The 22598-nt window shown below is 34.5% G+C and carries 20 protein-coding genes; 15 read left to right on the forward strand and 5 right to left on the reverse strand.

Annotated features, from left to right (window positions below):
* Positions 1-211: 211 nt before the first annotated feature.
* From nrdB to J3T98_RS06020, 3 genes are all read right to left on the reverse strand, one after another.
* Entirely contained in the window at positions 212-1342 is a 1131-nt protein-coding gene (gene nrdB, locus J3T98_RS06010) for a class Ia ribonucleoside-diphosphate reductase subunit beta (RefSeq protein ID WP_416380036.1), read from the reverse strand.
* A gap of 117 nt (positions 1343-1459) precedes the next feature.
* On the reverse strand, positions 1460-3745 hold the full coding sequence (nrdA, locus tag J3T98_RS06015) for a class 1a ribonucleoside-diphosphate reductase subunit alpha (RefSeq protein ID WP_267338813.1): 2286 nt from the start codon (positions 3743-3745) through the stop codon (positions 1460-1462).
* Positions 3746-4367: 622 nt separating this feature from the next.
* Complete coding sequence (locus J3T98_RS06020; RefSeq protein ID WP_065563670.1) at positions 4368-5702, reverse strand: replication-associated recombination protein A; 1335 nt, start codon at positions 5700-5702, stop codon at positions 4368-4370.
* Positions 5703-5870: 168 nt separating this feature from the next.
* Between J3T98_RS06020 and lolA the strand changes: the two genes are divergently transcribed.
* Positions 5871-6464: an outer membrane lipoprotein chaperone LolA gene (gene lolA, locus J3T98_RS06025; RefSeq protein WP_267362392.1), complete on the forward strand. Its 594-nt coding sequence runs from the start codon at positions 5871-5873 to the stop codon at positions 6462-6464.
* A gap of 85 nt (positions 6465-6549) precedes the next feature.
* Here lolA and exuR read toward each other — a convergent pair whose 3' ends face one another.
* Positions 6550-7323, reverse strand: a complete 774-nt coding sequence (gene exuR, locus J3T98_RS06030; protein ID WP_065734724.1) for a transcriptional regulator ExuR — start codon at positions 7321-7323, stop codon at positions 6550-6552.
* Between the two features lie 243 nt (positions 7324-7566).
* Between exuR and J3T98_RS06035 the strand changes: the two genes are divergently transcribed.
* The 9 genes from J3T98_RS06035 to J3T98_RS06075 all read left to right on the forward strand — a co-directional run bounded on the left by J3T98_RS06035 (position 7567) and on the right by J3T98_RS06075 (position 20131).
* On the forward strand, positions 7567-8832 hold the full coding sequence (locus J3T98_RS06035; protein ID WP_065734723.1) for an MFS transporter: 1266 nt from the start codon (positions 7567-7569) through the stop codon (positions 8830-8832).
* 76 nt (positions 8833-8908) lie between these two features.
* Positions 8909-10321 carry a glucuronate isomerase gene (uxaC, locus tag J3T98_RS06040; RefSeq protein ID WP_065563666.1) on the forward strand — a complete coding sequence of 471 codons (1413 nt, stop codon included), beginning with the start codon at positions 8909-8911 and terminating at the stop codon, positions 10319-10321.
* Positions 10322-10369: 48 nt separating this feature from the next.
* Positions 10370-11833, forward strand: a complete 1464-nt coding sequence (locus J3T98_RS06045; protein ID WP_267362393.1) for a tagaturonate reductase — start codon at positions 10370-10372, stop codon at positions 11831-11833.
* A gap of 13 nt (positions 11834-11846) precedes the next feature.
* Positions 11847-13346 carry a UxaA family hydrolase gene (locus J3T98_RS06050; protein ID WP_065563755.1) on the forward strand — a complete coding sequence of 500 codons (1500 nt, stop codon included), beginning with the start codon at positions 11847-11849 and terminating at the stop codon, positions 13344-13346.
* 90 nt (positions 13347-13436) lie between these two features.
* Positions 13437-14951, forward strand: a complete 1515-nt coding sequence (locus J3T98_RS06055) for an MFS transporter (protein ID WP_220225666.1) — start codon at positions 13437-13439, stop codon at positions 14949-14951.
* Between the two features lie 99 nt (positions 14952-15050).
* The gene (locus J3T98_RS06060) at positions 15051-16373 is read left to right on the forward strand and encodes a glycoside hydrolase family 28 protein (RefSeq protein ID WP_267331829.1); all 1323 of its coding nucleotides are present in this window, start codon (positions 15051-15053) and stop codon (positions 16371-16373) included.
* Between the two features lie 323 nt (positions 16374-16696).
* The gene (locus tag J3T98_RS06065; protein ID WP_065563662.1) at positions 16697-17941 is read left to right on the forward strand and encodes an oligosaccharide MFS transporter; all 1245 of its coding nucleotides are present in this window, start codon (positions 16697-16699) and stop codon (positions 17939-17941) included.
* A 58-nt stretch (positions 17942-17999) separates the two neighbouring features.
* The gene (locus tag J3T98_RS06070) at positions 18000-19118 is read left to right on the forward strand and encodes a glycoside hydrolase family 172 protein (RefSeq protein ID WP_267362394.1); all 1119 of its coding nucleotides are present in this window, start codon (positions 18000-18002) and stop codon (positions 19116-19118) included.
* 14 nt (positions 19119-19132) lie between these two features.
* Positions 19133-20131 (forward strand): LacI family DNA-binding transcriptional regulator, encoded by a 999-nt coding sequence (locus tag J3T98_RS06075; protein ID WP_065734713.1) that lies wholly within the window; start codon positions 19133-19135, stop codon positions 20129-20131.
* Positions 20132-20145: 14 nt separating this feature from the next.
* Here the strand turns inward: J3T98_RS06075 and smpB are convergent, their stop codons facing one another.
* Positions 20146-20628, reverse strand: coding sequence for an SsrA-binding protein SmpB (smpB, locus tag J3T98_RS06080; protein WP_065563659.1), 483 nt, complete (start codon positions 20626-20628; stop codon positions 20146-20148).
* Between the two features lie 68 nt (positions 20629-20696).
* Between smpB and J3T98_RS06085 the strand changes: the two genes are divergently transcribed.
* Genes J3T98_RS06085 through J3T98_RS06105 form a run of 5 tightly spaced genes read left to right on the forward strand, consistent with a single transcriptional unit; the run spans position 20697 to position 22594 of the window.
* Complete coding sequence (locus J3T98_RS06085; RefSeq protein ID WP_065734712.1) at positions 20697-21125, forward strand: type II toxin-antitoxin system RatA family toxin; 429 nt, start codon at positions 20697-20699, stop codon at positions 21123-21125.
* On the forward strand, positions 21121-21399 hold the full coding sequence (locus tag J3T98_RS06090; protein ID WP_416380627.1) for an RnfH family protein: 279 nt from the start codon (positions 21121-21123) through the stop codon (positions 21397-21399). The genes J3T98_RS06085 and J3T98_RS06090 overlap by 5 nt, the downstream gene beginning before the upstream one ends.
* Positions 21400-21426: 27 nt before the next feature.
* Positions 21427-21861 (forward strand): zinc uptake transcriptional repressor Zur, encoded by a 435-nt coding sequence (gene zur / locus J3T98_RS06095; RefSeq protein WP_065734711.1) that lies wholly within the window; start codon positions 21427-21429, stop codon positions 21859-21861.
* Complete coding sequence (locus tag J3T98_RS06100; RefSeq protein ID WP_065563655.1) at positions 21849-22205, forward strand: EamA family transporter; 357 nt, start codon at positions 21849-21851, stop codon at positions 22203-22205. Before zur ends, J3T98_RS06100 begins: the two co-directional genes overlap by 13 nt.
* Positions 22205-22594, forward strand: a complete 390-nt coding sequence (locus J3T98_RS06105) for a DMT family transporter (protein ID WP_065563654.1) — start codon at positions 22205-22207, stop codon at positions 22592-22594. The genes J3T98_RS06100 and J3T98_RS06105 overlap by 1 nt, the downstream gene beginning before the upstream one ends.
* Positions 22595-22598 lie beyond the last annotated feature (4 nt).

Here is a 22598-nt window from a genome sequence, read left to right on the forward strand (position 1 = left end):
AAGGTAAGTTAATACTTTGTGTAAAAATAATTGAGGAGTGTATACCATTTGCTGATATTTTATTTAATCTTAAAAATAGGGTAGATAAATTTGGAAGAACTAAATTACTTAAATTTATCAAAATGATAAATGTTTAGTTTGGCACTGATTGCGAATAATTAAACATAGCTTGCACAGTTTTATTTTTTCAATCCATGCAAGCTACTATCAATTATAATTTGAAATCACTTAAATCATCTTCGCTGATTTCTGAGTCAATCTGACCAACAAGATATGAGCTCATTTCTGCTTCTTGTGGTGCGACTTGTACGTTATCGGAAACAAGCCAATTGTTGATCCAAGGGATTGGGTTGGATTTTACTTCAAATGGTAATTTAAGCCCAACAGCTTGCATACGAATATTGGTGATGTATTCAACATATTGGCAAAGAATATCTTTATTTAATCCAATCATTGAACCACCTTCAAATAGGTATTCTGCCCACTCTTTTTCTTGATTGGCTGCTTGTAAAAACAGGTCATAACAATCTTGTTCGCACTCTTTGGCGATTTCGGCCATTTCAGGATCGTCTTCACCACTTCTTAGGGTGTTGATCATAAATTGAGTACCAGTTAGATGAAGCGCTTCATCACGAGCTATCAATTTGATTATTTTTGCATTACCTTCCATTAATTCTCGTTCTGCAAAGGCAAATGAGCAAGCAAAACTCACATAAAAACGAATAGCTTCAAGGGCATTAACGCTCATTAGGCAGAGGTAAAGTCGCCTTTTAAGTTCACGCAAGTCGATAGTGACGGTTCGATTATTGACAGTGTGTTTGCCTTCCCCAAGTAGATTGTAATAACTTGCGTAGCTAATTAGCTCATCATAGTAACCCGCAATATCACCAGCTCTTTTTTGGATTTCTTTATTGGTAACAATATCATCAAACACTACAGAAGGATCATTGACGATGTTGCGGATGATATGCGTATAAGAACGAGAATGGATAGTTTCTGAGAACGACCAAGTCTCTACCCATGTTTCTAGTTCAGGGATAGATATTAGGGGAAGTAAGGCAACATTGGGGCTTCGCCCTTGTATTGAATCAAGCAATGTTTGATATTTTAAATTGCTAATAAAGATATGTTTTTCATGTTCAGGTAAAGCCGCATAGTCGATACGATCTTGTGAAACGTCGACTTCTTCAGGGCGCCAAAAGAAAGAAAGTTGTTTTTCTATTAATTTTTCGAACATTTCATATTTTTGCTGATCATAACGAGCAACATTCACCGGTTGACCAAGAAACATTGGTTCTTTAAGTTGATCATTATGGACGTGTGAGAAGGTGCTGTAATTCATACTCATAGTCGAACTCCTAATTTTGTTTACTTTTTCACTAAATATTCGGAAAAAGTAGGAATAGTAAGGATAACTTATCGCTATCCTTCACTTTTGTTATAGTGCTAAACAGGGCCATTAAATTTTACATGCTCCGCCTTCACAACCATCATCACTTGATGTGAGTTCAATATCGCCTTGAATATCTTCAGCACCATCACGTGTATTATGATAATAAAGGGTTTTTACACCGTATTTATAAGCTGTTAGTAAATCAGCTAAAAGTTGTTTCATTGGTACTTTGTCATTCGGAAATTTGGTTGGATCGTAATTAGTATTTGCCGAAATTGATTGGTCAATGAACTTCTGCATAATGCCTACTAAATGCAGATAACCTGTATTATTTGGAATTTGCCAAAGTAATTCATATAAATCTTTTAATTTATTATATTCAGGTACAACTTGTTTTAAGATGCCATCTTTGGACGCTTTAATGCTGATATAACCACGTGGAGGTTCAATACCGTTAGTGGCATTGGAGATTTGGGATGATGTTTCAGAAGGCATTAATGCTGATAAAGTTGAATTACGTAAACCATGAGTTTTTATTGATTCACGTAAAGATTCCCAATCATAATGTAGTGGTTCTTTAGTGATTGTATCGAGATCTTGTTTATAGGTATCAATAGGTAAGATCCCTTGTGAATAAGTCGTCTCATTAAATAGTGGGCATGCGCCTTTTTCTTTGGCTAAGTTATTCGATGCTTTTAATAGATAATATTGCATCGCTTCAAAAGTACGATGCGTTAAATTATTAGCACTGCCGTCAGAATATTTAACGCCATGTTTTGCTAAATAATAAGCATAATTAATCACACCAATACCAAGCGTACGGCGATTAAGTGATGCGTTTTTAGCCGCAGGAACAGGATAATCTTGATAATCAAGTAATGCATCAAGGGCTCGAACAGTTAAGTCGGCAAGTTCTTCAAAATCGTCAAGCGATTCGATTTTACCTAAATTGAAGGCAGATAGGGTGCAAAGTGCGATTTCGCCTTTATCGTCATTGACATTATTAAGTGGTTTGGTTGGTAACGCAATTTCCATACATAAATTAGATTGATGTACCGGCGCAAGTTGTGCATTAAACGGACTATGCGTGTTACAGTGATCAACATTTTGTATATAAATTCGACCAGTCGATGCGCGTTCTTGCATTAATAATGAGAAGAGTTCTACTGCTTTTACTACACGTTTTCTGATATTAACATCTTGTTCATATTGATGATAAAGTGCTTCAAATTTGTCTTGATCGGCGAAAAATGCATCATAAAGCCCTGGTACATCTGATGGGCTAAATAGTGTAATGTTTTCATTTTTAATGAGGCGCTGATACATTAATTTATTGATTTGTACACCATAATCCAGATGCCGAACGCGGTTTTCTTCAACACCTCGGTTGTTACGTAATACTAATAAACTTTCAACTTCTAAATGCCAAATTGGATAAAATACGGTAGCGGCACCACCACGAACACCACCTTGTGAACAAGATTTAACCGCGGTTTGGAAATACTTATAAAATGGGATACAGCCAGTATGGAATGCTTCGCCACCACGAATAGAGCTACCTAATGCCCGAATTCGACCCGCGTTAATACCGATACCAGCTCGTTGAGAAACATATTTTACGATAGCACTTGCGGTGGCATTGATAGAATCTAAACTGTCATCACATTCAATTAGCACACAAGAACTAAATTGACGAGTCGGGGTACGAACACCCGCCATGATTGGCGTGGGTAGTGAGATTTTAAATGTCGAAACGGCATCATAGAATCGTTTGATATAATCTAGTCGACTATTTTTAGGGTAATTTGCAAATAGACATGCTGCCACTAAGATATATAGGAATTGGGCGCTTTCATAAATTTCCCCAGTGACTCGATTTTGAACTAAATATTTACCTTCAAGTTGTTTAACCGCTGCATAAGAGAAGTTCATGTCACGCCAGTGATCGATAATTTTATCCATTTGTTCAAACTCTTCTTGGCTATAATCTTCAAGAAGATGTTTGTCATAACGTTCGCTGGCAACAAGTTTTTTTACATGTTCATAAAGCGGTGGGGGGGTAAATTGGTTATAGGCTTTTTTACGTAAATGGAATATCGCTAATCGAGCAGCTAAGTATTGGTAATCTGGTGCATCTTGAGAGATGAGATCTGCTGCTGCACGAATGATTGTTTCATGAATGTCGGAAGTGCGAATACCATCATAAAACTGAATATGTGAACGTAATTCAACTTGAGAAACCGAAACATTATCTAATCCTTCAGCAGCCCATGTAATGACTTTATGGATTTTGTCTAGGTTTATAGGTTCTTTTTTTCCATCACGTTTTGTGACTAGTATTGATTTATTCATTTTCCATCCATTTTTGTGGTTTTTAATGGTGATTATAATAATTGATATTTATCAAAATATACAATATATAGTTCCTATTAATCATTTTATTACTATATATAGTGTATTTAATAAGCGGTGATCTTTAATTTATTGACGAAAATCAATGACTACGGGTGATATTTAGAAATATGAACTTTTTTTGCCAAAAAAGGCAATGATAGGTAGTTACTTACTAAATGAGATATTGGGGAATGATAAGATCTACCTATCTATAATTACAACTCGAAATTCATATCATAAATATGAATCTAATTCGTTTATTGAGCTATATATTTAGCTATATATTATCCATTTTTATCTTGAGATTTGCTTTTATAATGCTATTTAGCTTTATAAGGATATAAAGCATAATAGCTGTTTAAGGCTATCTCCCAAATATAATTTTAATTAAATATGCTCAAGAACTAGGATAAGCCTTTGCTAAGGATCTCTCATTTACCTATCAGTGAATCAATTTTTTAGGTATATACAACTTTACCAAAAACTTTGTTTAAACATGCATGATTTAGTTTGATCAATTTAATATCAGTCAACATGTTTGCTTGAGCAAGAACTTTTGGTAACTATTAATATATTCAATCTAATTCTTTTTGTAGCGCTGATTTGTGCTAGCTTTATTTTGTGCTTCCAACCAAGCCAGTTTCTCCGAGTAATTTTTCTCAGCACCTCGTTGTGTTGGGTGGTAATATTTGCTGTCGGCCATTTCTGGTGGGAAGTAGTTTTCACCGGCTGCATAGGCATTAGGTTCATCATGTGCATAACGATATTGTGCACCATAACCTAAATTTTTCATTAAACTGGTTGGCGCATTGCGTAGGTGTTCTGGAACATCATAGTCAGGTTTGGATGTTGCATCTTTCATCGCTTGGTTAAATGCAAGATAAACCGCATTACTTTTAGGTGCACATGCTAGGTAAACAATTGCTTGTGCGATAGCTCGTTCGCCTTCTGCTGGTCCAACTCGAGTAAAACAGTCCCATGCTGCTAAAGCGACTTGCATTGCTCTTGGGTCGGCATTACCGATATCTTCTGATGCAATAGCCAATAATCGACGAGCGACATATAGCGGATCTCCACCGGCGGAAATGATTCTTGCATACCAATAAAGTGCTGCATCAGGTGCAGATCCTCTAATTGATTTATGAACCGCCGAGATTAGGTCATAATAACGGTCACCTTGATTATCAAATCTTGCACTACGTTCGCCGATGACTTCTTTTAGTAATTCAGGCGTTAATGGTTTTCCATCAGACATATCAACCAGCAATTCAAGCGTGTTGAGTGCGCGTCTTGCATCACCACCAACAAATTCGGCAATCTGTTTTCTGGTTTCCTCAAGTAGCGTAATTTTTTGGTTGCCATAACCACGTTCCGGATCATCCATCGCTTGTTGTAAAATTTGCTCAATATCTTCATTAGTTAATGATTTAAGCAGATAGACTCTGGCACGGGATAGTAGTGCTGAATTTAACTCAAAAGAGGGGTTTTCAGTGGTAGCGCCAATAAAGGTTACAGTACCATTTTCGACATAAGGTAAAAAAGCATCTTGTTGGCTTTTATTAAAACGATGAACTTCATCAACAAATAAAATGGTTCTTACTCCTGATTGTTGATTAATTTTGGCGCGTTCAATCGCTTCGCGAATATCTTTAATCCCTGAAGTGACAGCTGAAATTCGTTCTACTTTAGCATTAGCATGATGCGCAATAATTTCTGCTAAAGTGGTTTTGCCGGTTCCGGGTGGTCCCCAAAGGATCATAGAATGTAAATGACCTGCTTCAATTGCTTTAGGCAGGGGTTTATCTTTACCAAGTAGTTGGCTTTGACCTATATATTCAGATAAATTACGTGGACGCATCCTTGCCGCTAAAGGTTTAAATTCATCTGACCCAAATTCAAAAGAGAGACTAGGCATGCTACACCATCCAAATTTACAAAATACAGTTATTATATACTGCTTAACTGATAAGTGAAAAAGAAAAGAAAATATCTTTCACAGCTAACAGAAAAACGGTAATATTTTGAACTAAATTAAAATGATTGTTTAATTTATTGTATTAAACAAAATGCATAAGGATTGGTAATGAAGAAGTTTTTAATTTTAATTGGGTTAATGACAAGCTGTGCAGCATGGGCTGGTGATAAAGAGGTGTTGCAAGAGCGATTAGCTAAAATTGATGGGTTTTATGCTCGATTTTCACAAGATGTGAAAACAGCCGATAAACAACCAGTTCAACAAGGTAAAGGTGATTTGTGGGTAACAAGGCCTTATTACTTTAATTGGACAATGACTGAGCCAGACGAGACGTCAATCATTTCAGATGGGCGTAACATGTGGGTCTATACTCCTGCCGTTGAACAAGTTAGTGTAATGAGCTTAAAAAAATCGGTGGATAATCGTTTAATGCTTTTGATTACGGATAGTCATAATCCTATTTGGAATGCATATATTGTTACACGTAAACAAGACTCTTTTACATTGAAACCAACTGATGGTTCTAACCAAGATTTTGTTATTTCTGTTTTGCCTACTGGGATGATTTCAAATTTTACGATTATCGAGGAAGATGGTCAGCGTAGTTTTTATGATTTATCTCGTCAAACCCTAGGTAAGGTAGCACTTGATAAGTTTAAGTTTACTCCACCAGCTGGAGTAACGGTTGATGATCAGCGTTAATGGTTTAAACAATAGTTAATTATTTAACTTTTGCGAATTAATACACTTTGCGCAATGGCGCAAAGTGTATTGCCTTTAATAGAATCTACTCATTTTCATTAATACTAATAACGGGGTTATCTGAAAATAGATAGTGATCTCGTTTTGTTTCAAAATCTTCGCTAGCAGCATCAAATAACATTTTTTTGGTGTTTTCTAGATGTTGCCACATGGCTAACTTAGCCGCTTTGGGATCACGATTAATTAGCGCATCTAATATTTTGTCATGTTCATCCCACCAGCTTTCAATGTCTTGTTGTTGTACATGTTCATGAAGTTTTTTCCATAATGGGTTTAATGTTCTTTGCTGCCAAGCTTCTTGAACGATAGTAATTAAAGCGGTATTCCGTGTGATCATGGCAATCTGTGTATGGAATTTTAGATCCCAATCAGAATCACGATAATGATCTTCTTTTTTAGCATTATGTTGAATTTCTAATAATTTGACGATGTCGTCTTTAGTAATTTGTGTTGCTGCAAATTCGGCAATGTTACTTTCAATAAGTTGGCGGGCTTGCAATAATTCAAAAGGCCCTGTCGTAGAAAAATTTAATCCTTTCTGTGAGGTTAGAATATTGGTCTGTAAACTATTAGCTATAACATGAATTCCAGAGCCTTTTCTTGCATCAACATAACCTTCAACTTCAAGCATAATAATAGCTTCACGGACAACTGAACGACTTACTTTTAGTTCTTCACATATCAATCTTTCAGATGGTAATTTGCTTCCTACTGGATAAATGCCGTCAATAATTCGGTTTTTAAGTTCAGTTGCGATAACTTGATAAAGTCTTTGATACTCGTGCTGTTCTTGGGTCATGATGAATTTTGCATAAATCCTTTAAGTTTTTTTAGACTTTTAAAATAACATCTAATTGCTTCAAATTAAATAATGTTGTTCCAATTTTTTTAATTAAATTTTTTAGTTACAAACTTTTTAGTTTAAAAAATATCCCTTTAATTATTAGGGATATAGTTCATTTTTGTGATGTATGTCAACTTTTTTAGTTGTCAGGCATGTTATTATGCGCCAAAATATCTATATATTTAGGAGCAATTAAAGATGTACAAAACGATAAAAAACCTACGATGGTATATGATAGCATTAGTCACCGTAGGGACAATTCTTGGTTATCTTACGCGAAATTCGATTGCGGTAGCCGCCCCGGTTCTTAATGAAGTAATGGGATTAACAACGCAGCAATATTCATATGTGGTAGCTTCGTACTCAGCTTGTTATACCATAATGCAACCAGTTGCCGGATATATTTTGGACTTGTTAGGCACGAGAGCGGGATATGCGGTTTTTGCTATTTTGTGGTCAGTATTTTGTGTTAGTACCGCATTTTCAGGTAGTTGGATCGGACTGGCTTTTGCTCGAGGTGCTGTTGGTGCAACAGAAGCAGCAATGATCCCTGCGGGACTTAAAGCAACTAGTGAATGGTTTCCGGCAAAAGAAAGGTCGATCGCGGTTGGTTGGTTTAATTTAGGTTCATCAGTGGGCGCCATGATCGCACCACCATTAGTTGCATGGGCAATTTGGTTCCATAGCTGGCAATGGGCATTTATATTGTGTGGTTTATTAAGTTTTATTTGGGGAATTTTTTGGTTAATTCTTTATCGTCACCCTACAAAACAGAAACGTCTTTCTGAAGAAGAAAAAAAATATATTTTATCTGGTCAAGAAGCGAGTCATCAAACTTCAAATAATGAAAAATTACCAGCAAGTAAAATTTTAACTAGCCGCCGTTTTTGGGGAATTGCTCTACCAAGATTTTTAGCAGAGCCTGCATGGGGTACCTTTAATGCGTGGATTCCGTTATTTATGTTTACGGCTTATGGTTTTGATTTAAAACAAATCGCTATTTTTGCTTGGATGCCAATGCTTTTTGCTGATGTTGGATGTGTTCTTGGTGGTTATATGTCACCATTTTTCCAAAAACATTTTAAAGTAAGCTTAATTAATTCAAGAAAAATGGTAGTGACGGTTGGTGGTGTGCTTATGATTGCACCTGGTCTGATAGGTCTATTTTCAAGTCCTTATGTTGCTATCTTTTTATTCTGTATTGGTGGTTTTGCTCATCAAGCATTATCAGGAGCATTAATTACTTTATCGTCTGATGTATTTGGCCGTAATGAAGTGGCAACAGCGAATGGATTTACCGGCATGGCTGCATGGCTAGCTAGTACTATTTTTGCACTTATTGTTGGTGCACTTGCTGATACTGTTGGCTTTAGTCCTTTATTTGTAATTTTATCTTGTTTAGATCTTTTAGCTGCCTTAGCGGTTTGGACTATTTTGAAAGAACCATCATCAGATCAAAATTAATCAATAAATTAATAAGATTACAGGATGTATTTTCCTGTAATCTTTTAATAGTTAACTACTATTTATGGAGAATAAAATGAGTTTTTTAACTGAAAACTTTTTACTAGATACCGAATTTTCTCGTCAGCTTTATCATGATTTTGCTGCTGATCAGCCAATTTTTGATTATCACTGCCATTTACCACCGGAACAAATTGCTAAAGATTATCAATTCAAGAATTTATACGATATTTGGTTAAAAGGTGATCATTATAAATGGCGTGCAATGCGTACCAATGGTGTTGCCGAAAAATTCTGTACTGGTACTGATATTAGTGATTTAGACAAATTCAAGGCTTGGGCAGAAACTGTTCCTCATACTATTGGTAATCCTTTATATCATTGGACACATTTAGAGCTTCGTCGTCCTTTCGGTATTGATAACGTTCTATTATCTCCTTCTACAGCAGAGCAAATTTGGAATACTTGTAATGAGATGTTAGCGACTCCAGAGTTTACAGCTCGTAGCATCATGAAAAAAATGAATGTTAAGATGGCAGGTACAACAGATGATCCTATTGATGATTTAGCTCATCATAAAACTATTGCAGAAGATAGTTCATTTGATGTTAAAGTTTTACCAAGCTGGCGTCCAGATAAAGCATTCAATATTGATTCAGAATTCTTTGCGGCATATATGGAAAAACTTTCTGCAGTAGCCGATGTTGAAATTTCAACATTCCAAGCGCTTTGTCAGGCTTTATCAAAACGTATGGATCATTTTGCTGCTCATGGTTGTAAGATTTCTGACCATGCATTAGATACAGTTGTTTATGAAGAAGCTACTGAAAAAGAGTTAGATACCATTTTAACTAAACGTTTATCTGGCGAAGTTTTAACCGCTAAAGAAGTTGCTCAATTTAAAACTGCTGTACTTATTTTCTTAGGTGTTGAATACAACAAACGTGAATGGGTTCAACAATATCATATAGGTGCATTGCGTAATAATAATTCAAGAATGTTTAATTTAATGGGGCCTGATGTTGGGTTCGATTCTATTAATGATTCACCTATTGCTCAACCACTTTCTCGTCTATTAGATGCTCAAGCAAAACAAGATGCATTGCCAAAAACGATTTTGTATTGTTTAAACCCTTCTGATAATGAAATTCTTGGTACGATGATTGGTAACTTCCAAGGAGCAGGTATTCAAGGAAAAATGCAATTTGGTTCAGGCTGGTGGTTTAATGATCAAAAAGACGGCATGATTCGTCAAATGACACAGCTTGCTCAACTTGGATTATTAAGCCGTTTTGTTGGTATGTTAACCGATAGTCGTAGTTTCTTATCTTACACTCGCCATGAATATTTTAGACGTATTTTATGTCGAATGATTGGACGTTGGGTTGAAGATGGCGAAGCACCACGTGATATCCAATTATTAGGTCAAATGGTTAAAAATATTAGTTTTGATAATGCTAAAAACTATTTTGGTATTGAACTAAGCTAAAAAGCATTAAGTCGTTGTGATTAGATTAATTAAAGAAGAGTTAGAGTAATGAAAACATTAAACAGAAATGATTTTCCGGGTGCAAAATATACGACACGTGTTGTTCAGTTTGGCGAAGGTAATTTTTTACGTGCATTTTTAGATTGGCAGTTAGATATTCTTAATGAAAAAACTGATCTTGATGCTGGTATTGTTGTGGTTCGTCCGTTAAATACGGACTTTCCACCATCATTAAGTATTCAAGATGGATTGTATACAACGCTTGTTCGTGGTTTAAATGAACAAAATGAAACAGTGAAAGAGTTTAGATTGATTCGTTCAGTTAATAACGAAATCAATGTATATGCTCAATATGATGAATATCTTGAGTTAGCTAAAGATCCGAATATTCAGTTTATTTTTTCAAATACTACCGAAGCTGGCATTAGTTATGTTGAAAGTGACAAATTAACAGATAAACCTGCAACGAGTTATCCAGCAAAATTGACTGCATTTTTATATGAAAGATTTGTTCACTTTGCCGGCAGTAAAGAAAGTGGTTTGATTATTATTCCTTGTGAATTAATTGATTATAACGGCGAAGCACTTAAAAAATTAGTACTTAAATATGCGAATCAGTGGAACTTGTCAGACCAATTTATCAATTGGCTTGAAAATGATAATTTATTCTGCTCAACTTTAGTAGATAGAATTGTTCCAGGATACCCAAAAGCGCAAATCGCTGAGCTTGAGACTGAATTAGGTTATAAAGATAACTTTATTGATTCAGCGGAATATTTTTATCTATTTGTTATTCAAGGACCGCAATGGTTAGCTGAAAAATTATGCCTTGATAAATGCAATATGAACATCAAAATTGTTGATGATATTAAACCGTATAAAGAGCGTAAAGTAGCTATTTTAAATGGTGCTCATACTGCATTAGTTCCTGTTGCTTATTTATCAGGTATTGATACTGTTGGCGAATCAATGAATGACACTCAGATTTTATCTTATATAAAAGAAACCATTTTTGATGAAATTATCCCTGTTTTAGATTTACCTCATCAAGAATTGGTTGATTTTGCTCAATCAGTTATTAGTCGTTTTAAAAATCCATTTATTGAACATCAATTGATGTCAATTGCTTTAAACAGTATGACTAAGTTTAAAACACGTATTCTTCCTCAATTAATTAATTATCAAAAAGAAAAAGGAACATTGCCTAAACATTTGGTGTTCTCTTTTGCTGCATTGATCGCATTTTATCGAGGTGTGCGTAATGGACAAAGTTATCCGTTACAAGATGATGCAATCTGGTTAGAACGCTTCAGTAATAGTTGGACAGCCATTGCAGAAGGGAAAAGTTCATTAGAGGATTTAATCAAAGTTGTTTTAGGTGACACGGCTCATTGGGAGCATGATCTATTAGCTATTCCTCAATTAGCACAAACGTTAACACAATATTTAACCGTCATAACCGAAGAGGGAATGCGTCAAGCAATTGAAAAATATGTTAATGGTAGCAAATAACATGAGTGATTCAATGGTTAAATATATAAAAATAAACAATAAAGATAATGTCGGTGTGGCATTATCTGATTTAGAAGCACATGAAGAAAATATCGTTGTTGATGGACAGGTAATTGATCTAAAAGAGCCTATTAAACAAGGGCATAAATTTGCACTTATCGATATCGACCAAGATGAAAATATTATTAAATATGGCTTACCAATTGGTCATGCTACTCGCTTAATTAAAGCTGGAGAGCATATTCATTCTCATAATTTAAAAACCAATTTAAGTGATATTAATGATTACAAATATCAACCTACTTTATCGAAAAATGATCTATTGCATGAGATTACCGATAAGGAAGTACAAATTTATCGACGTAAAAATGGTGAAGTTGGTATCCGTAATGAACTCTGGATTATTCCAACTGTAACTTGTATAAACGGGATAGCAGAACAAATTGTTAAACAGTTTTGTGATGAGTTAAATAATCAATTAGAAATTGATGGTATAACTGTACTTGAACATCCTTATGGCTGTTCTCAGCTTGGACAAGATCATCAAAATACTAAAACTATTTTACAAAATTTAGTCAAACATCCTAATGCTGGTGCTGTATTGGTCATCGGACTTGGTTGTGAAAATAATCAGGTTTCAGAATTTAAGGCTAGTTTAGGTGAATATGATGAATCTCGAGTTAGATTTTTAATCGCTCAGCAAGAAACCGATGAAGTTGAATCAGCATTGGCTCATTTAAGAGAACTTTATGCCATTATGAAGCAGGATAAACGTGAAGTGGGGCATTTAAGTGAATTGAAATTTGGATTGGAGTGTGGTGGTTCTGATGGTTTTTCAGGTATTACAGCTAATCCAATGCTTGGTCTGTTTTCTGATTATGTTATTGCTCATGGTGGAACGAGTGTTCTTACTGAAGTACCAGAAATGTTTGGTGCTGAGAACATTTTGATGTCACATTGTATTGATGAGTCAACTTTCGACAAGACTGTACACATGATCAATGATTTTAAACAATATTTTATTTCAAATAATCAACCAATCTATGAAAACCCTTCTCCTGGGAATAAGGCTGGTGGCATTACAACTTTAGAGGAGAAATCTTTAGGTTGTACGCAAAAAGCGGGTGGTAGTGAAGTTATTGATGTTCTTAAATACGGTGAAATGTTAACTAGACATGGATTAAATTTACTAAGCGCACCTGGTAATGATGCAGTAGCTACTGGTGCTTTATCAGCAGCTGGATGTCATATGGTGCTTTTCACTACAGGGAGAGGTACTCCCTACGGCGGTATTGTGCCAACAGTCAAAATTGCAACTAATACACAATTAGCTGAGAAGAAAGCCAATTGGATCGATTTTAATGCCGGTAAACTGATACAAGGAGTCTCCATGCAATCTTTGTTGATAGAGTTTATTGACTATATCGTTCTTATTGCTAACGGGAAACAAACACGAAACGAAATTAACAACTTTAGAAATTTAGCCATATTGAAAAGTGGTGTAACTCTATAGATAAAAATCCAAGAATAAATATCCACGTCATTAAGTCCTTCGGGACTTGATGCGAGGGACCGTTTTTTTTAAATATTATAGGTATCTTTTATGAGTAAGGAAAAAAAGAATAAAATTACATGGTTAGTAAGATTTTCATACGGCAGTGGTAATTTAATTGGTAGTGGGGCATTAGCAATTAGTGGCGCTTGGCTACTCTATTTTTATACCACTTTTTGTGGATTAAGTGTGGTGCAAGCTGCATTAATTTTTTCGATCGCTACTTATTTGGATGTCATACTGAATCCATTGATGGGCTTTATTACAGACAATTTCTATCAAACTAAAATAGGGCAACGTTTTGGACGCCGTCGATTCTTTATTTTGATTGGTATTCCGCTAATGGTCATTTATCCTATGCTTTGGATTGATGGTATGGGATTTTGGTATTACTTAGTAACATATATTTTATTTGAGATTATTTATACCAGCATCATGATTCCATTTAATACGTTACCTGTAGAAATGACATCTAACTTTTCAGAACGTACTTATTTAACTGGTTCAAAAGCAATGTTTGGTAAAGTAGCTAATTTCTTAGGTGCGGCGATACCAGGTGTATTCTTTTATTTCTATAGTAAGGAATCCGCAACACCATTTTTGTTAACTGGGATCACTTATGCCACTATCATGATGTTAGCTTTGATTTTGCTTTATTGTAATAGTTGGGAAAAACCTAAAGAAGAAGTAAAAGATGAATCTGTTCATAGCTTTTTTGAAGCAATTAAAAAGCTTTTTATCGATATCTTATCAACATTCCGTGTTAAAACGTTTAGAACGCATTTAGGAATGTATTTATTCGGATTTGGTGCTGAGTGGTTATTTACTGCGGTATTTACCTATTTCATCGTATTTAGTTTAGGTGAACCTCGTTCATTTGTTGCTTCAATGAATTCATTAAGTAGTATTTGTCAGCTGGTTTCAACCGCATTTTTTATGATGTATTGTGCTAAGAAAGGCTTCAAAAAACCATTTATTATCGCATTACTCATTGTTATTTCATCGATGATTGGTTATGTCGGTATTTATTACTTTAATCTGCCTCATATCACTTGGATTGTAGTGGGTATTACAATTTGGTTTGGTTTGGGTACTGGTGGTGTTTACTATATTCCTTGGAGTGTATATGTATTCTTAGCTGATGTAGATGAGGTTGTAACTAATCGACGTCGTGAAGGGGTATATGCAGGAGCAATGACCATGGCAGGTAAACTAGTTCGTGCTTCAATTGTCTTTGTGCTTGGTATGATATTAAGTGCTTATGGCTTTGAATCGAAATCACATGTACAGCCACAAAGTGCGATTGATGCTATTAATGGTATTATTTTATACGGCGTAGTAGGAATGGCATTAATTGGGGCATTCTTTGCTTGGAGAATGAAGCTCGATCATTCTACTCATTCCATCATTATCAATGAAGTTGCTCGTATTCGACAAGGTGGCAAAATGGAAGATGTTACGCCTGAAACACGAAAAGTGGTTGAAGAATTATCTGGCATCGCTTACGAAAAATGTTTCGGTAATAATAACATTGGATTTAAGCAAAAAGAGACCACAACTAATTAAAGCAAAATATTTATCAGGATCAGTATGCTGATCCTATAACCTAAAGCTGCAGACATTAGAGTAAATTAAAATGTTTGTAAAAATATAAAGGATAAACTCATGACGACTATATCTGTAAAAGATTTTGGCGCTATTGGTGACGGAAAATCAATAAATACTCAAGCTTTTGAAAAAGCAATTCAACATATTGATCAATTAGGTGGTGGAACGCTAATTGTTCCTGTTGGTACCTATTTTACTGGGGCAATTAAACTTTGTAGCAACATAACGTTTGTTATTGAGCAAGGAGCGACTTTATTATTTTCTGATGATGCTAAAGATTATCCTGTTGTTAATTCTCGTTGGGAAGGTGTTAAACAGGATGTGTATATGCCTTGTATATATGGCCAACATATTGAAAATGTGGTTATAACTGGAAATGGTAAAATTGATGGTAATGGTCAAAAATGGTGGCATACATTCCGTCATGATCGAAGCAATCTTAAATATCCAAGACCTTATTTAATTGGTTTTGATTTTTGTGAACGAGTTACAATTGAAAAAGTTTTTCTAACTCAATCACCTAGCTGGACTGTTCATCCAATGGAATCAAATAATGTCGTTGTCGATAATATTTCAATTCTTAATCCAGCTGATTCACCGAATACCGATGGTATTAACCCTGAATCTTGTCGTAATGTGAGAATTTCAAATTGTTATATTGATGTTGGCGATGATTGTATTGCAATAAAAGCAGGCACTGAAGAAACAGCTGAAAAAAGTCCATGTGAGAATATTTTAATTACTAATTGTAATATGATTCATGGTCATGGTGCGGTGGTTCTTGGTAGTGAGATGAGTGGTTGCATTCGTAATGTAACTATTACAAATTGTGTATTCCAAAAAACCGATCGAGGTGTAAGATTTAAAACTCGTCGAGGTCGAGGAGGAACTATTTCTGATATCACATTTAGTAATATTGTAATGGATGAAGTTTTATCGGCATTTGTTATGAATTACTATTATTATTGTGGTCCAAAAGGAAATGATCCAATTGTTTGGAATAAAGATGCTCTACCAGTTAATGAGTTTACACCAGCATGCCACAATATTAGCTTTTCAAACATTATTGCTAAAAATGTTCGTGCTTATGCCGGCTTTTTATATGGTATTCCAGAATCTCCTATTTCTAATATCTCTTTTGATAATATCCGTGTTTCAATGCAACAAAATGCCCAAGCAGGCGAGGTTGATATGTTTAAAGATGTCAAACCGGAGGCTGGTAAAGGGTTCTTTATTGAGAATGCACAAAGTGTTTTATTTAATAATGTCATTATTGATAATATTGTGACTGATCCACTATGTGTAAAAAATAGTGAAGACGTACATATTAATCAGTCTTTTGTTAAGCAAGACGGTAAGTTAATAAGCTTGAAAAGTTAAATATGATATTTAAAATAACTGTTGCCGTATTGGTAACGGTTATTTTTTAAATTTTTATTAGCTTTACCATTATATCTTGCTATTAATATTCTTGAATGTAAAAATTTTTTGTTTTAATTAAGTATGATTTCTTCATTCAATTTTTTATCTTCAATCTTTTAATACTGTTTATTCTTATTATTTGCATTTCTCACAATTTTCGTTTCTCTTTCTCGAAAACAAAATAATTTTGATGTAGATCACATTTATCTAATAAAGCCGTTAAAGCTAAATTTTTAGCTATTCATACTCAAAACAGTGCTTAACTCTTTATAGGATAAATTATGACAAGTGCATTTTATAAAAAACCAACTTATTGGTTTGCTTCGTTTTATAGCATTATGTATTACGCGGCGGGTAGTTTTGTTTTTTCTTTTTATGCAATATGGCTTAGTAAAGAGATTGGTTTAACAGCAAAACAGACGGGTATTATCTATTCTTTTAACTATTTTATTTCGTTAATTATCATGATTATTTATGGTGTTTATCAAGATAAATTAGTCTTAAAAAAACATCTAATTTGGTTTCAAAGTGTCATCATAACATGTGCTGCACCTGCATTAATCTATGTTTACGAGCCACTTTTAAGACATAATTTTTATGTAGGTGTTATCTTTGGCAGTTTCTTCTTAGGTTTTGGTTGGGTTGCCGGTATGGGCTTGATCGATTCTTACTGTGAAAAAATCAGCCGTGCTTTCGATTTTGAATTTGGACAATGCCGGACTTGGGGTTGTATTGCTTATGCAGTGGGTACCTTTATCGCTGGTATTTTAATTAGTATCAATCCTCATCTTAACTTTTGGGCTGCTTCAGTGGTCGGTATCTGTTTTATGATACTCAATTTGAATTTCAAACCAGATTTAAGTAAATCATCGGCAGCAGTATTTCAGAAGAAAGATAAACTAAGTTTTAATGAAATTGTTTCAGTCTTTGGACTGAAAAAGTTTTGGATATTTGTTGTTTATGTACTTGGTACTTATAGCTTGTACAACATTTATGACCAACAATTATTCCCTGTCTTTTTTACTCAGCAATTTACCGATGTTAATGATGGTTATCGTTTATATGGTATTTTAAATTCATTTCAAGTCTTTTTAGAAGCAGCTGTTATGTTTTGTGTGCCATTCGTGGTTAACAAAGTTGGTGCAAAAAATGCATTAATCTTTGCTGCATTCATATCTGCAACTCGAATATTTTTAACTGGCCATGTGGAAAGTATTGCAATTATTTCCGTAATAAAACTTATGCACTGTTTAGAGATCTCAACTATTTTAGTCTCAGTGTTTAAATATATTGATAACAATTTCAATGCACGCTTGTCGGCTACAGTGTTTTTGATCGGTTATCAAGTAGCCGGTTCAGTAGGCGTAATATTATTTTCTACCTTTGTCGGTAATTTTTATGACACTGAAGGTGCTGCTACTACGTTTAATTATTTAGGCTTAGTTGTTTTAGGCTTCATGATATTTGCTATGGCCTTCTTAAGTCGTGATAGAAAGTCAGACAAAATTGAAAATGAAAGTAATTAAGCAAACGAAATTTATATTTTAATTAATAATATTTGTTAAAACTTATTAAGGACACAAAATGAATATATTTGATTCAGTAACACAGTTTCACTTCGAACAAACAAGAACTATTTCACCTGAAAATTTGACTGGTGAAAAGGGTAAATCGTGTATGAAAGCTAGTGCTTTAGGTCCATGTAGGAAAGGACAAGGTTTTATATCCATTCCTGCTGGTGAAAAAGTGACTATTGCTGAAATTACTGGCCCAGGGGAAATTCGTCATATGTGGTTTACTTTAACTGATAAAACACATTGTGGAAGCTTTGTATTACGTGATGTTGTGATTCGAATTTATTGGGATGATGAAACAGTTCCTTCAGTGGAAAGCCCTATTGGTGACTTTTTCTGTAATGGTTTTGGTGCGAGATGTGATATTAATTCTATGCCAATAGTGGTTAATCCAACAGGTGGTTTTAATAGTTATTTTAGAATGCCATTTAATAAAAAAGCTAGAGTTGAAATTCACAATGAACATGAAGCTGATTTGCAACATTTCTTCTTTGCTATTAATTATGCATTGATGCCAAAACCATTTGAAAATCCACTTTACTTTCATGCTCAATGGCGTCGTCAACGTGTGACTAATCATGCACAAGATTATGTCATATTAGATAACGTTCAAGGTTATGGTTATTATGTAGGTACTTACTTAGCTCTTACAGCTTTAGAGCGTTATTGGTGGGGAGAAGGGGAGTTTAAATTCTATCTTGATGATGATAGCGATTATCCAACACAACATTCAACTGGTTCAGAAGATTACTTTGGTGGAGCTTGGGCATTCCATAACCGTGATAGCCAAGGTCGTCCAAAAGCGAAATGTTTCCAAACAATGTTTATGGGATATCCATATCAAACAAACCGTGATGCAACACGTGACTTTTTCCAAACTGGAGATTCTAATCCAGTACATGGTTTTGGTGATGATGGTTTGCCTTCACATGGTTTATATCGTTGGCATCTTCCAGATCCAATTGCATTTCACAAAAATATCAAATTAGCGTTTCAACAAATCGGTAATGATGATATAAGACTATATGAACGTTGTGATGATATTGCGAGTGTTGCTTATTGGTATCAAAGTCCATCGGTGAACCACAATCCAGTGTTCCCGAATAAACAACAACGTACTCCACGTTAGTATTAAGGTGATCTATGGCGAGTAATAAACTAAAAATTAATGATATTGCTCGTTTGGCTGGCGTGTCGGCAACGACCGTCAGTCATATATTCAACAAACGAGATAAAAAATATCGTATTTCTCCACAAACTCGGCAAAGAGTCTTATCGATCGCGGAGAAATATAGCGATCAACCCCATATTCGTCAATATTTGGTGAAAGCTAACAGCACCAATACGATTGGTGTTATTGTCCCCGATATGTCAAATTCATTTTTTTCTATGTTTTTGCATCATCTTGAATCATCTTTTCGGCAAAAAAATATCCAATTATTAATTACTTGTAGTCACTATAATAAAGAGGTTGAAATCAAAGTAGCTCAAAACTTAGTAGAGCGAAAAGTTGATGCGATGATTGTTGTAACCTCATTAGACAGTGATAAATTGTATGTAGATATTAATCAAAATACACCGGTACTACTTTTTGACCGTTATCTCAAAGATACCGTATTACCCTTTATTACAAGTGAATCATTACAGTCTGTAAGTGATTTAATTAAGCCTTATGCAAAGAATTTAGACGAATTTTATTTTATTGGTTGTGATATTCAGTTAACTTCGATATGTGCAAGACTTGAGGGTTTCAGGCGTGGCTTAGAAAGTGTGGGATTAACTGTAAAACCAGAATGGATTGTGAGTGATGATTATTCTCCTAATAAAGGTTTTGAATTACTTAAAGGTGTTCATGAAAGGTTAGGCCGAATGCCAAAAGCTATTTTTACACCATCAGGTAATTTATTGGAAGAGGTCTTAGGTTATTTGGTTACAGCTAGAATTGATCCTGAGCAGGTGTATTTGTGTTCTTATGATTACAATAACTATCTTGGCTATTCGTATTATCCGATAGATGCTATTGTACAAGATATCGAAAATATGGCGCTAACTTGTGTAGATGTGGTTGATGATTTGCTAAATTTTAAAGAATTAAAACATCTAGAATTTTTTATTGAGCCACAAATTATACGCCATCGTTAATTTAAACGTTATGATTAGCGATTCGCATTTTTCATTATGCGTGCTTTGTCAACTTGCCATTGGCGTTCTTTAATATCAGTACGTTTGTCGTATTCTTTTTTACCTTTTGCAACGCCAATTTTTACTTTTGCCCATGCATTTTTCCAATACAATGAAAGTGCAACAACAGTGTAACCTTGACGATTTATTTGTCCAAAAAGCGAGTTTAATTCTCGTTCATTTAGCAGTAATTTTCGTGTGCGTATAGGGTCACACACTACATGGGTAGAAGCAACACTCAATGGAGTTATAGTTGCACCAAATAGCCATGCTTCGCCATTTTTAAGTAACACATAGCTATCACTGATATTCGCTTTGCCAGCTCGCAGTGATTTAACTTCCCAACCTTGTAGGGATAAACCTGCTTCAATTTCCTCTTCAATAAAGTACTCATGACGCGCACGTTTATTTAATGCAATGGTAGCCGAACCGGGCTTATGTGATTTTTTCTTAGTCATAATGTGCGTTATTATAGAGTTACATGATACTATATGCCACTAATTTTAACTTTTAATTTTTTATTATTATGGCACATGTTTTTCATGAAGTGATCGAGCCTTATTCAATCCAACAAATGTTTGCGTTGGTAAATGATATAGCTAGATACCCTGAGTTTGTTCCTGATTGTATCGCAACTGGGATTATTAGCAAACAAGATAATCTTTTAACTGCATTTATTGAGGTTGAAAAATTGGGATTTAAAAAATCTTTTACCACCATAAATCAGATTAATGAGCCTAATTCAATTGATATGGCATTGATAGATGGTCCATTTAAACATTTAAAGGGGCGATGGGAATTTACTAAAATTGATGAGCAAAAAAGTAAAATCAGCTTAAATTTAAATTTTGAGTTTAATAATAAATTAATGAGTGCTGTTTTTACGCCAATATTTAAGGAGGTGATGACCAACATGGTTAATGCATTTTCTCAAAGAGCAAGGCAGATATATTAATATGATAAATATTCAAGTTGTCTATGCGCTACCTAATCGACCTACGATTATTGATTGCACAGTTGATGAGCAAACTAATGTCTTGCAAGCCATTACAAAATCCAATATCTTATCAATATGTAAAATTCGATTAGATGAACATCTTGTTGGAATTTATGGAAAACGTTGTGAACTGAATGAACAAGTAAAAGACGGCGATCGTATAGAAATATATCGAGCTTTAATCAATGACCCAAAAGAAATTAGAAGAAAAAAAGCGGCATTGAAAAAGTAACAAATAAAGTGAAGGGAACTTAACTGAATGCATAATATGCTGATTGAGAAAATTGAAACTTTATGCAAAAAACGTGGCATTAAGCTGACAACTCAGCGTAAAACCGTTTTAGATATCATGCTTAAAGCGAATAAAGCTATGAGCGCATATGATCTTTTAGATCTCTTAAAAGTTAGTGAGCCACAAGCAAAACCGCCAACGATTTATCGAGCTCTTGAGTTTCTACTTGAGCAAGGTTTTATTCATAAAGTTGAGTCAACCAATTGCTATATCATTTGCCCTCATTTTCAGGATCCTCAGCATATATCAATCTTATTTATTTGTGATAATTGTCAGCAAATTATCGAAAAACATTCTGAGAATATCGAGTCGCAACTTAAACAACTTGCTAGCCAAAGTCAATTCTTAATAAAGCATAGTGTGCTTGAAATTCATGGAATTTGTCACTCATGTCAACCTTAATCTTTTTTTTATGGTTAATTAATATTGCTTGTGACACGGTAGGGCAGATTGCATTCAAATATGCTGCGATTACTTCTAATGATGAGAAGGGTTTAAATTATTGGCAGAAGTTATTTGGTAACATGTGGTTATGGTTAGGTTTTGGAGCTTACTTCATCGGTTTTGTATTTTGGTTGGCTTTTTTGAGTGAAGTTTCTTTGTCTAAAAGCATACTATTAGGCTCTTTTAATATTATTACAGTAATGATTGCTGGGCGTGTTTTATTTAAAGAACATTTAACGCCATTTCGTTTAATTGGTATTTTTTTTATAACTCTTGGCGTAGTACTAGTAGGATTAACTTAATGAAAAAGTTCTATATTATTGGTTTTATTTTACTACTTTTTTTTGATACTTTTGGGCAAACCAGCTTTAAACTTACTGCTATTTCAGCGTTGCCATTTGAACCAGATATTGCTTGGTTGTTAAGAGTTTTTAGTCATGGTTGGGCATATTTAGTTATGATTGGGTATGCAGGTGCATTTATAACATGGATGGTATTATTGCAAAAAGCACCAGTTGGTCCAGCTTTTGCTGCTTCTCACCTACAAGTGGTAACAGTAATGATAGTGTCGGTCATTGCTTTTAACGAACAAATTACCATTTCACGATTATTAGGTGCTTTATCTATTATTGTTGGGATTATCTTTCTTGCGTTGGCTGAACAAAGAATACACAATAAATCTTCGAGTTAAATTA

This window comes from Gilliamella sp. B2772, assembly GCF_026536985.1.
In the GTDB taxonomy this organism is placed as follows: Bacteria; Pseudomonadota; Gammaproteobacteria; order Enterobacterales; family Orbaceae; genus Gilliamella; species Gilliamella apicola_E.

Excerpts from the sequence above, each read along its gene's own strand:
- J3T98_RS06035 (WP_065734723.1), top strand. The coding sequence starts at position 7,567 with ATGTACAAAACGATAAAAAACCTACGATGGTATATGATAGCATTAGTC.
- uxaC (WP_065563666.1), top strand. The coding sequence starts at position 8,909 with ATGAGTTTTTTAACTGAAAACTTTTTACTAGATACCGAATTTTCTCGT.
- zur (WP_065734711.1), top strand. The coding sequence starts at position 21,427 with ATGCATAATATGCTGATTGAGAAAATTGAAACTTTATGCAAAAAACGT.
- smpB (WP_065563659.1), bottom strand. The coding sequence starts at position 20,628 with ATGACTAAGAAAAAATCACATAAGCCCGGTTCGGCTACCATTGCATTA.
- J3T98_RS06075 (WP_065734713.1), top strand. The coding sequence starts at position 19,133 with ATGGCGAGTAATAAACTAAAAATTAATGATATTGCTCGTTTGGCTGGC.
- J3T98_RS06045 (WP_267362393.1), top strand. The coding sequence starts at position 10,370 with ATGAAAACATTAAACAGAAATGATTTTCCGGGTGCAAAATATACGACA.
- J3T98_RS06070 (WP_267362394.1), top strand. The coding sequence starts at position 18,000 with ATGAATATATTTGATTCAGTAACACAGTTTCACTTCGAACAAACAAGA.
- J3T98_RS06020 (WP_065563670.1), bottom strand. The coding sequence starts at position 5,702 with ATGCCTAGTCTCTCTTTTGAATTTGGGTCAGATGAATTTAAACCTTTA.
- J3T98_RS06100 (WP_065563655.1), top strand. The coding sequence starts at position 21,849 with ATGTCAACCTTAATCTTTTTTTTATGGTTAATTAATATTGCTTGTGAC.
- J3T98_RS06055 (WP_220225666.1), top strand. The coding sequence starts at position 13,437 with ATGAGTAAGGAAAAAAAGAATAAAATTACATGGTTAGTAAGATTTTCA.
- J3T98_RS06085 (WP_065734712.1), top strand. The coding sequence starts at position 20,697 with ATGGCACATGTTTTTCATGAAGTGATCGAGCCTTATTCAATCCAACAA.
- J3T98_RS06050 (WP_065563755.1), top strand. The coding sequence starts at position 11,847 with ATGGTTAAATATATAAAAATAAACAATAAAGATAATGTCGGTGTGGCA.
- exuR (WP_065734724.1), bottom strand. The coding sequence starts at position 7,323 with ATGACCCAAGAACAGCACGAGTATCAAAGACTTTATCAAGTTATCGCA.
- J3T98_RS06060 (WP_267331829.1), top strand. The coding sequence starts at position 15,051 with ATGACGACTATATCTGTAAAAGATTTTGGCGCTATTGGTGACGGAAAA.
- lolA (WP_267362392.1), top strand. The coding sequence starts at position 5,871 with ATGAAGAAGTTTTTAATTTTAATTGGGTTAATGACAAGCTGTGCAGCA.
- J3T98_RS06105 (WP_065563654.1), top strand. The coding sequence starts at position 22,205 with ATGAAAAAGTTCTATATTATTGGTTTTATTTTACTACTTTTTTTTGAT.
- nrdB (WP_416380036.1), bottom strand. The coding sequence starts at position 1,342 with ATGAATTACAGCACCTTCTCACACGTCCATAATGATCAACTTAAAGAA.
- J3T98_RS06065 (WP_065563662.1), top strand. The coding sequence starts at position 16,697 with ATGACAAGTGCATTTTATAAAAAACCAACTTATTGGTTTGCTTCGTTT.
- nrdA (WP_267338813.1), bottom strand. The coding sequence starts at position 3,745 with ATGAATAAATCAATACTAGTCACAAAACGTGATGGAAAAAAAGAACCT.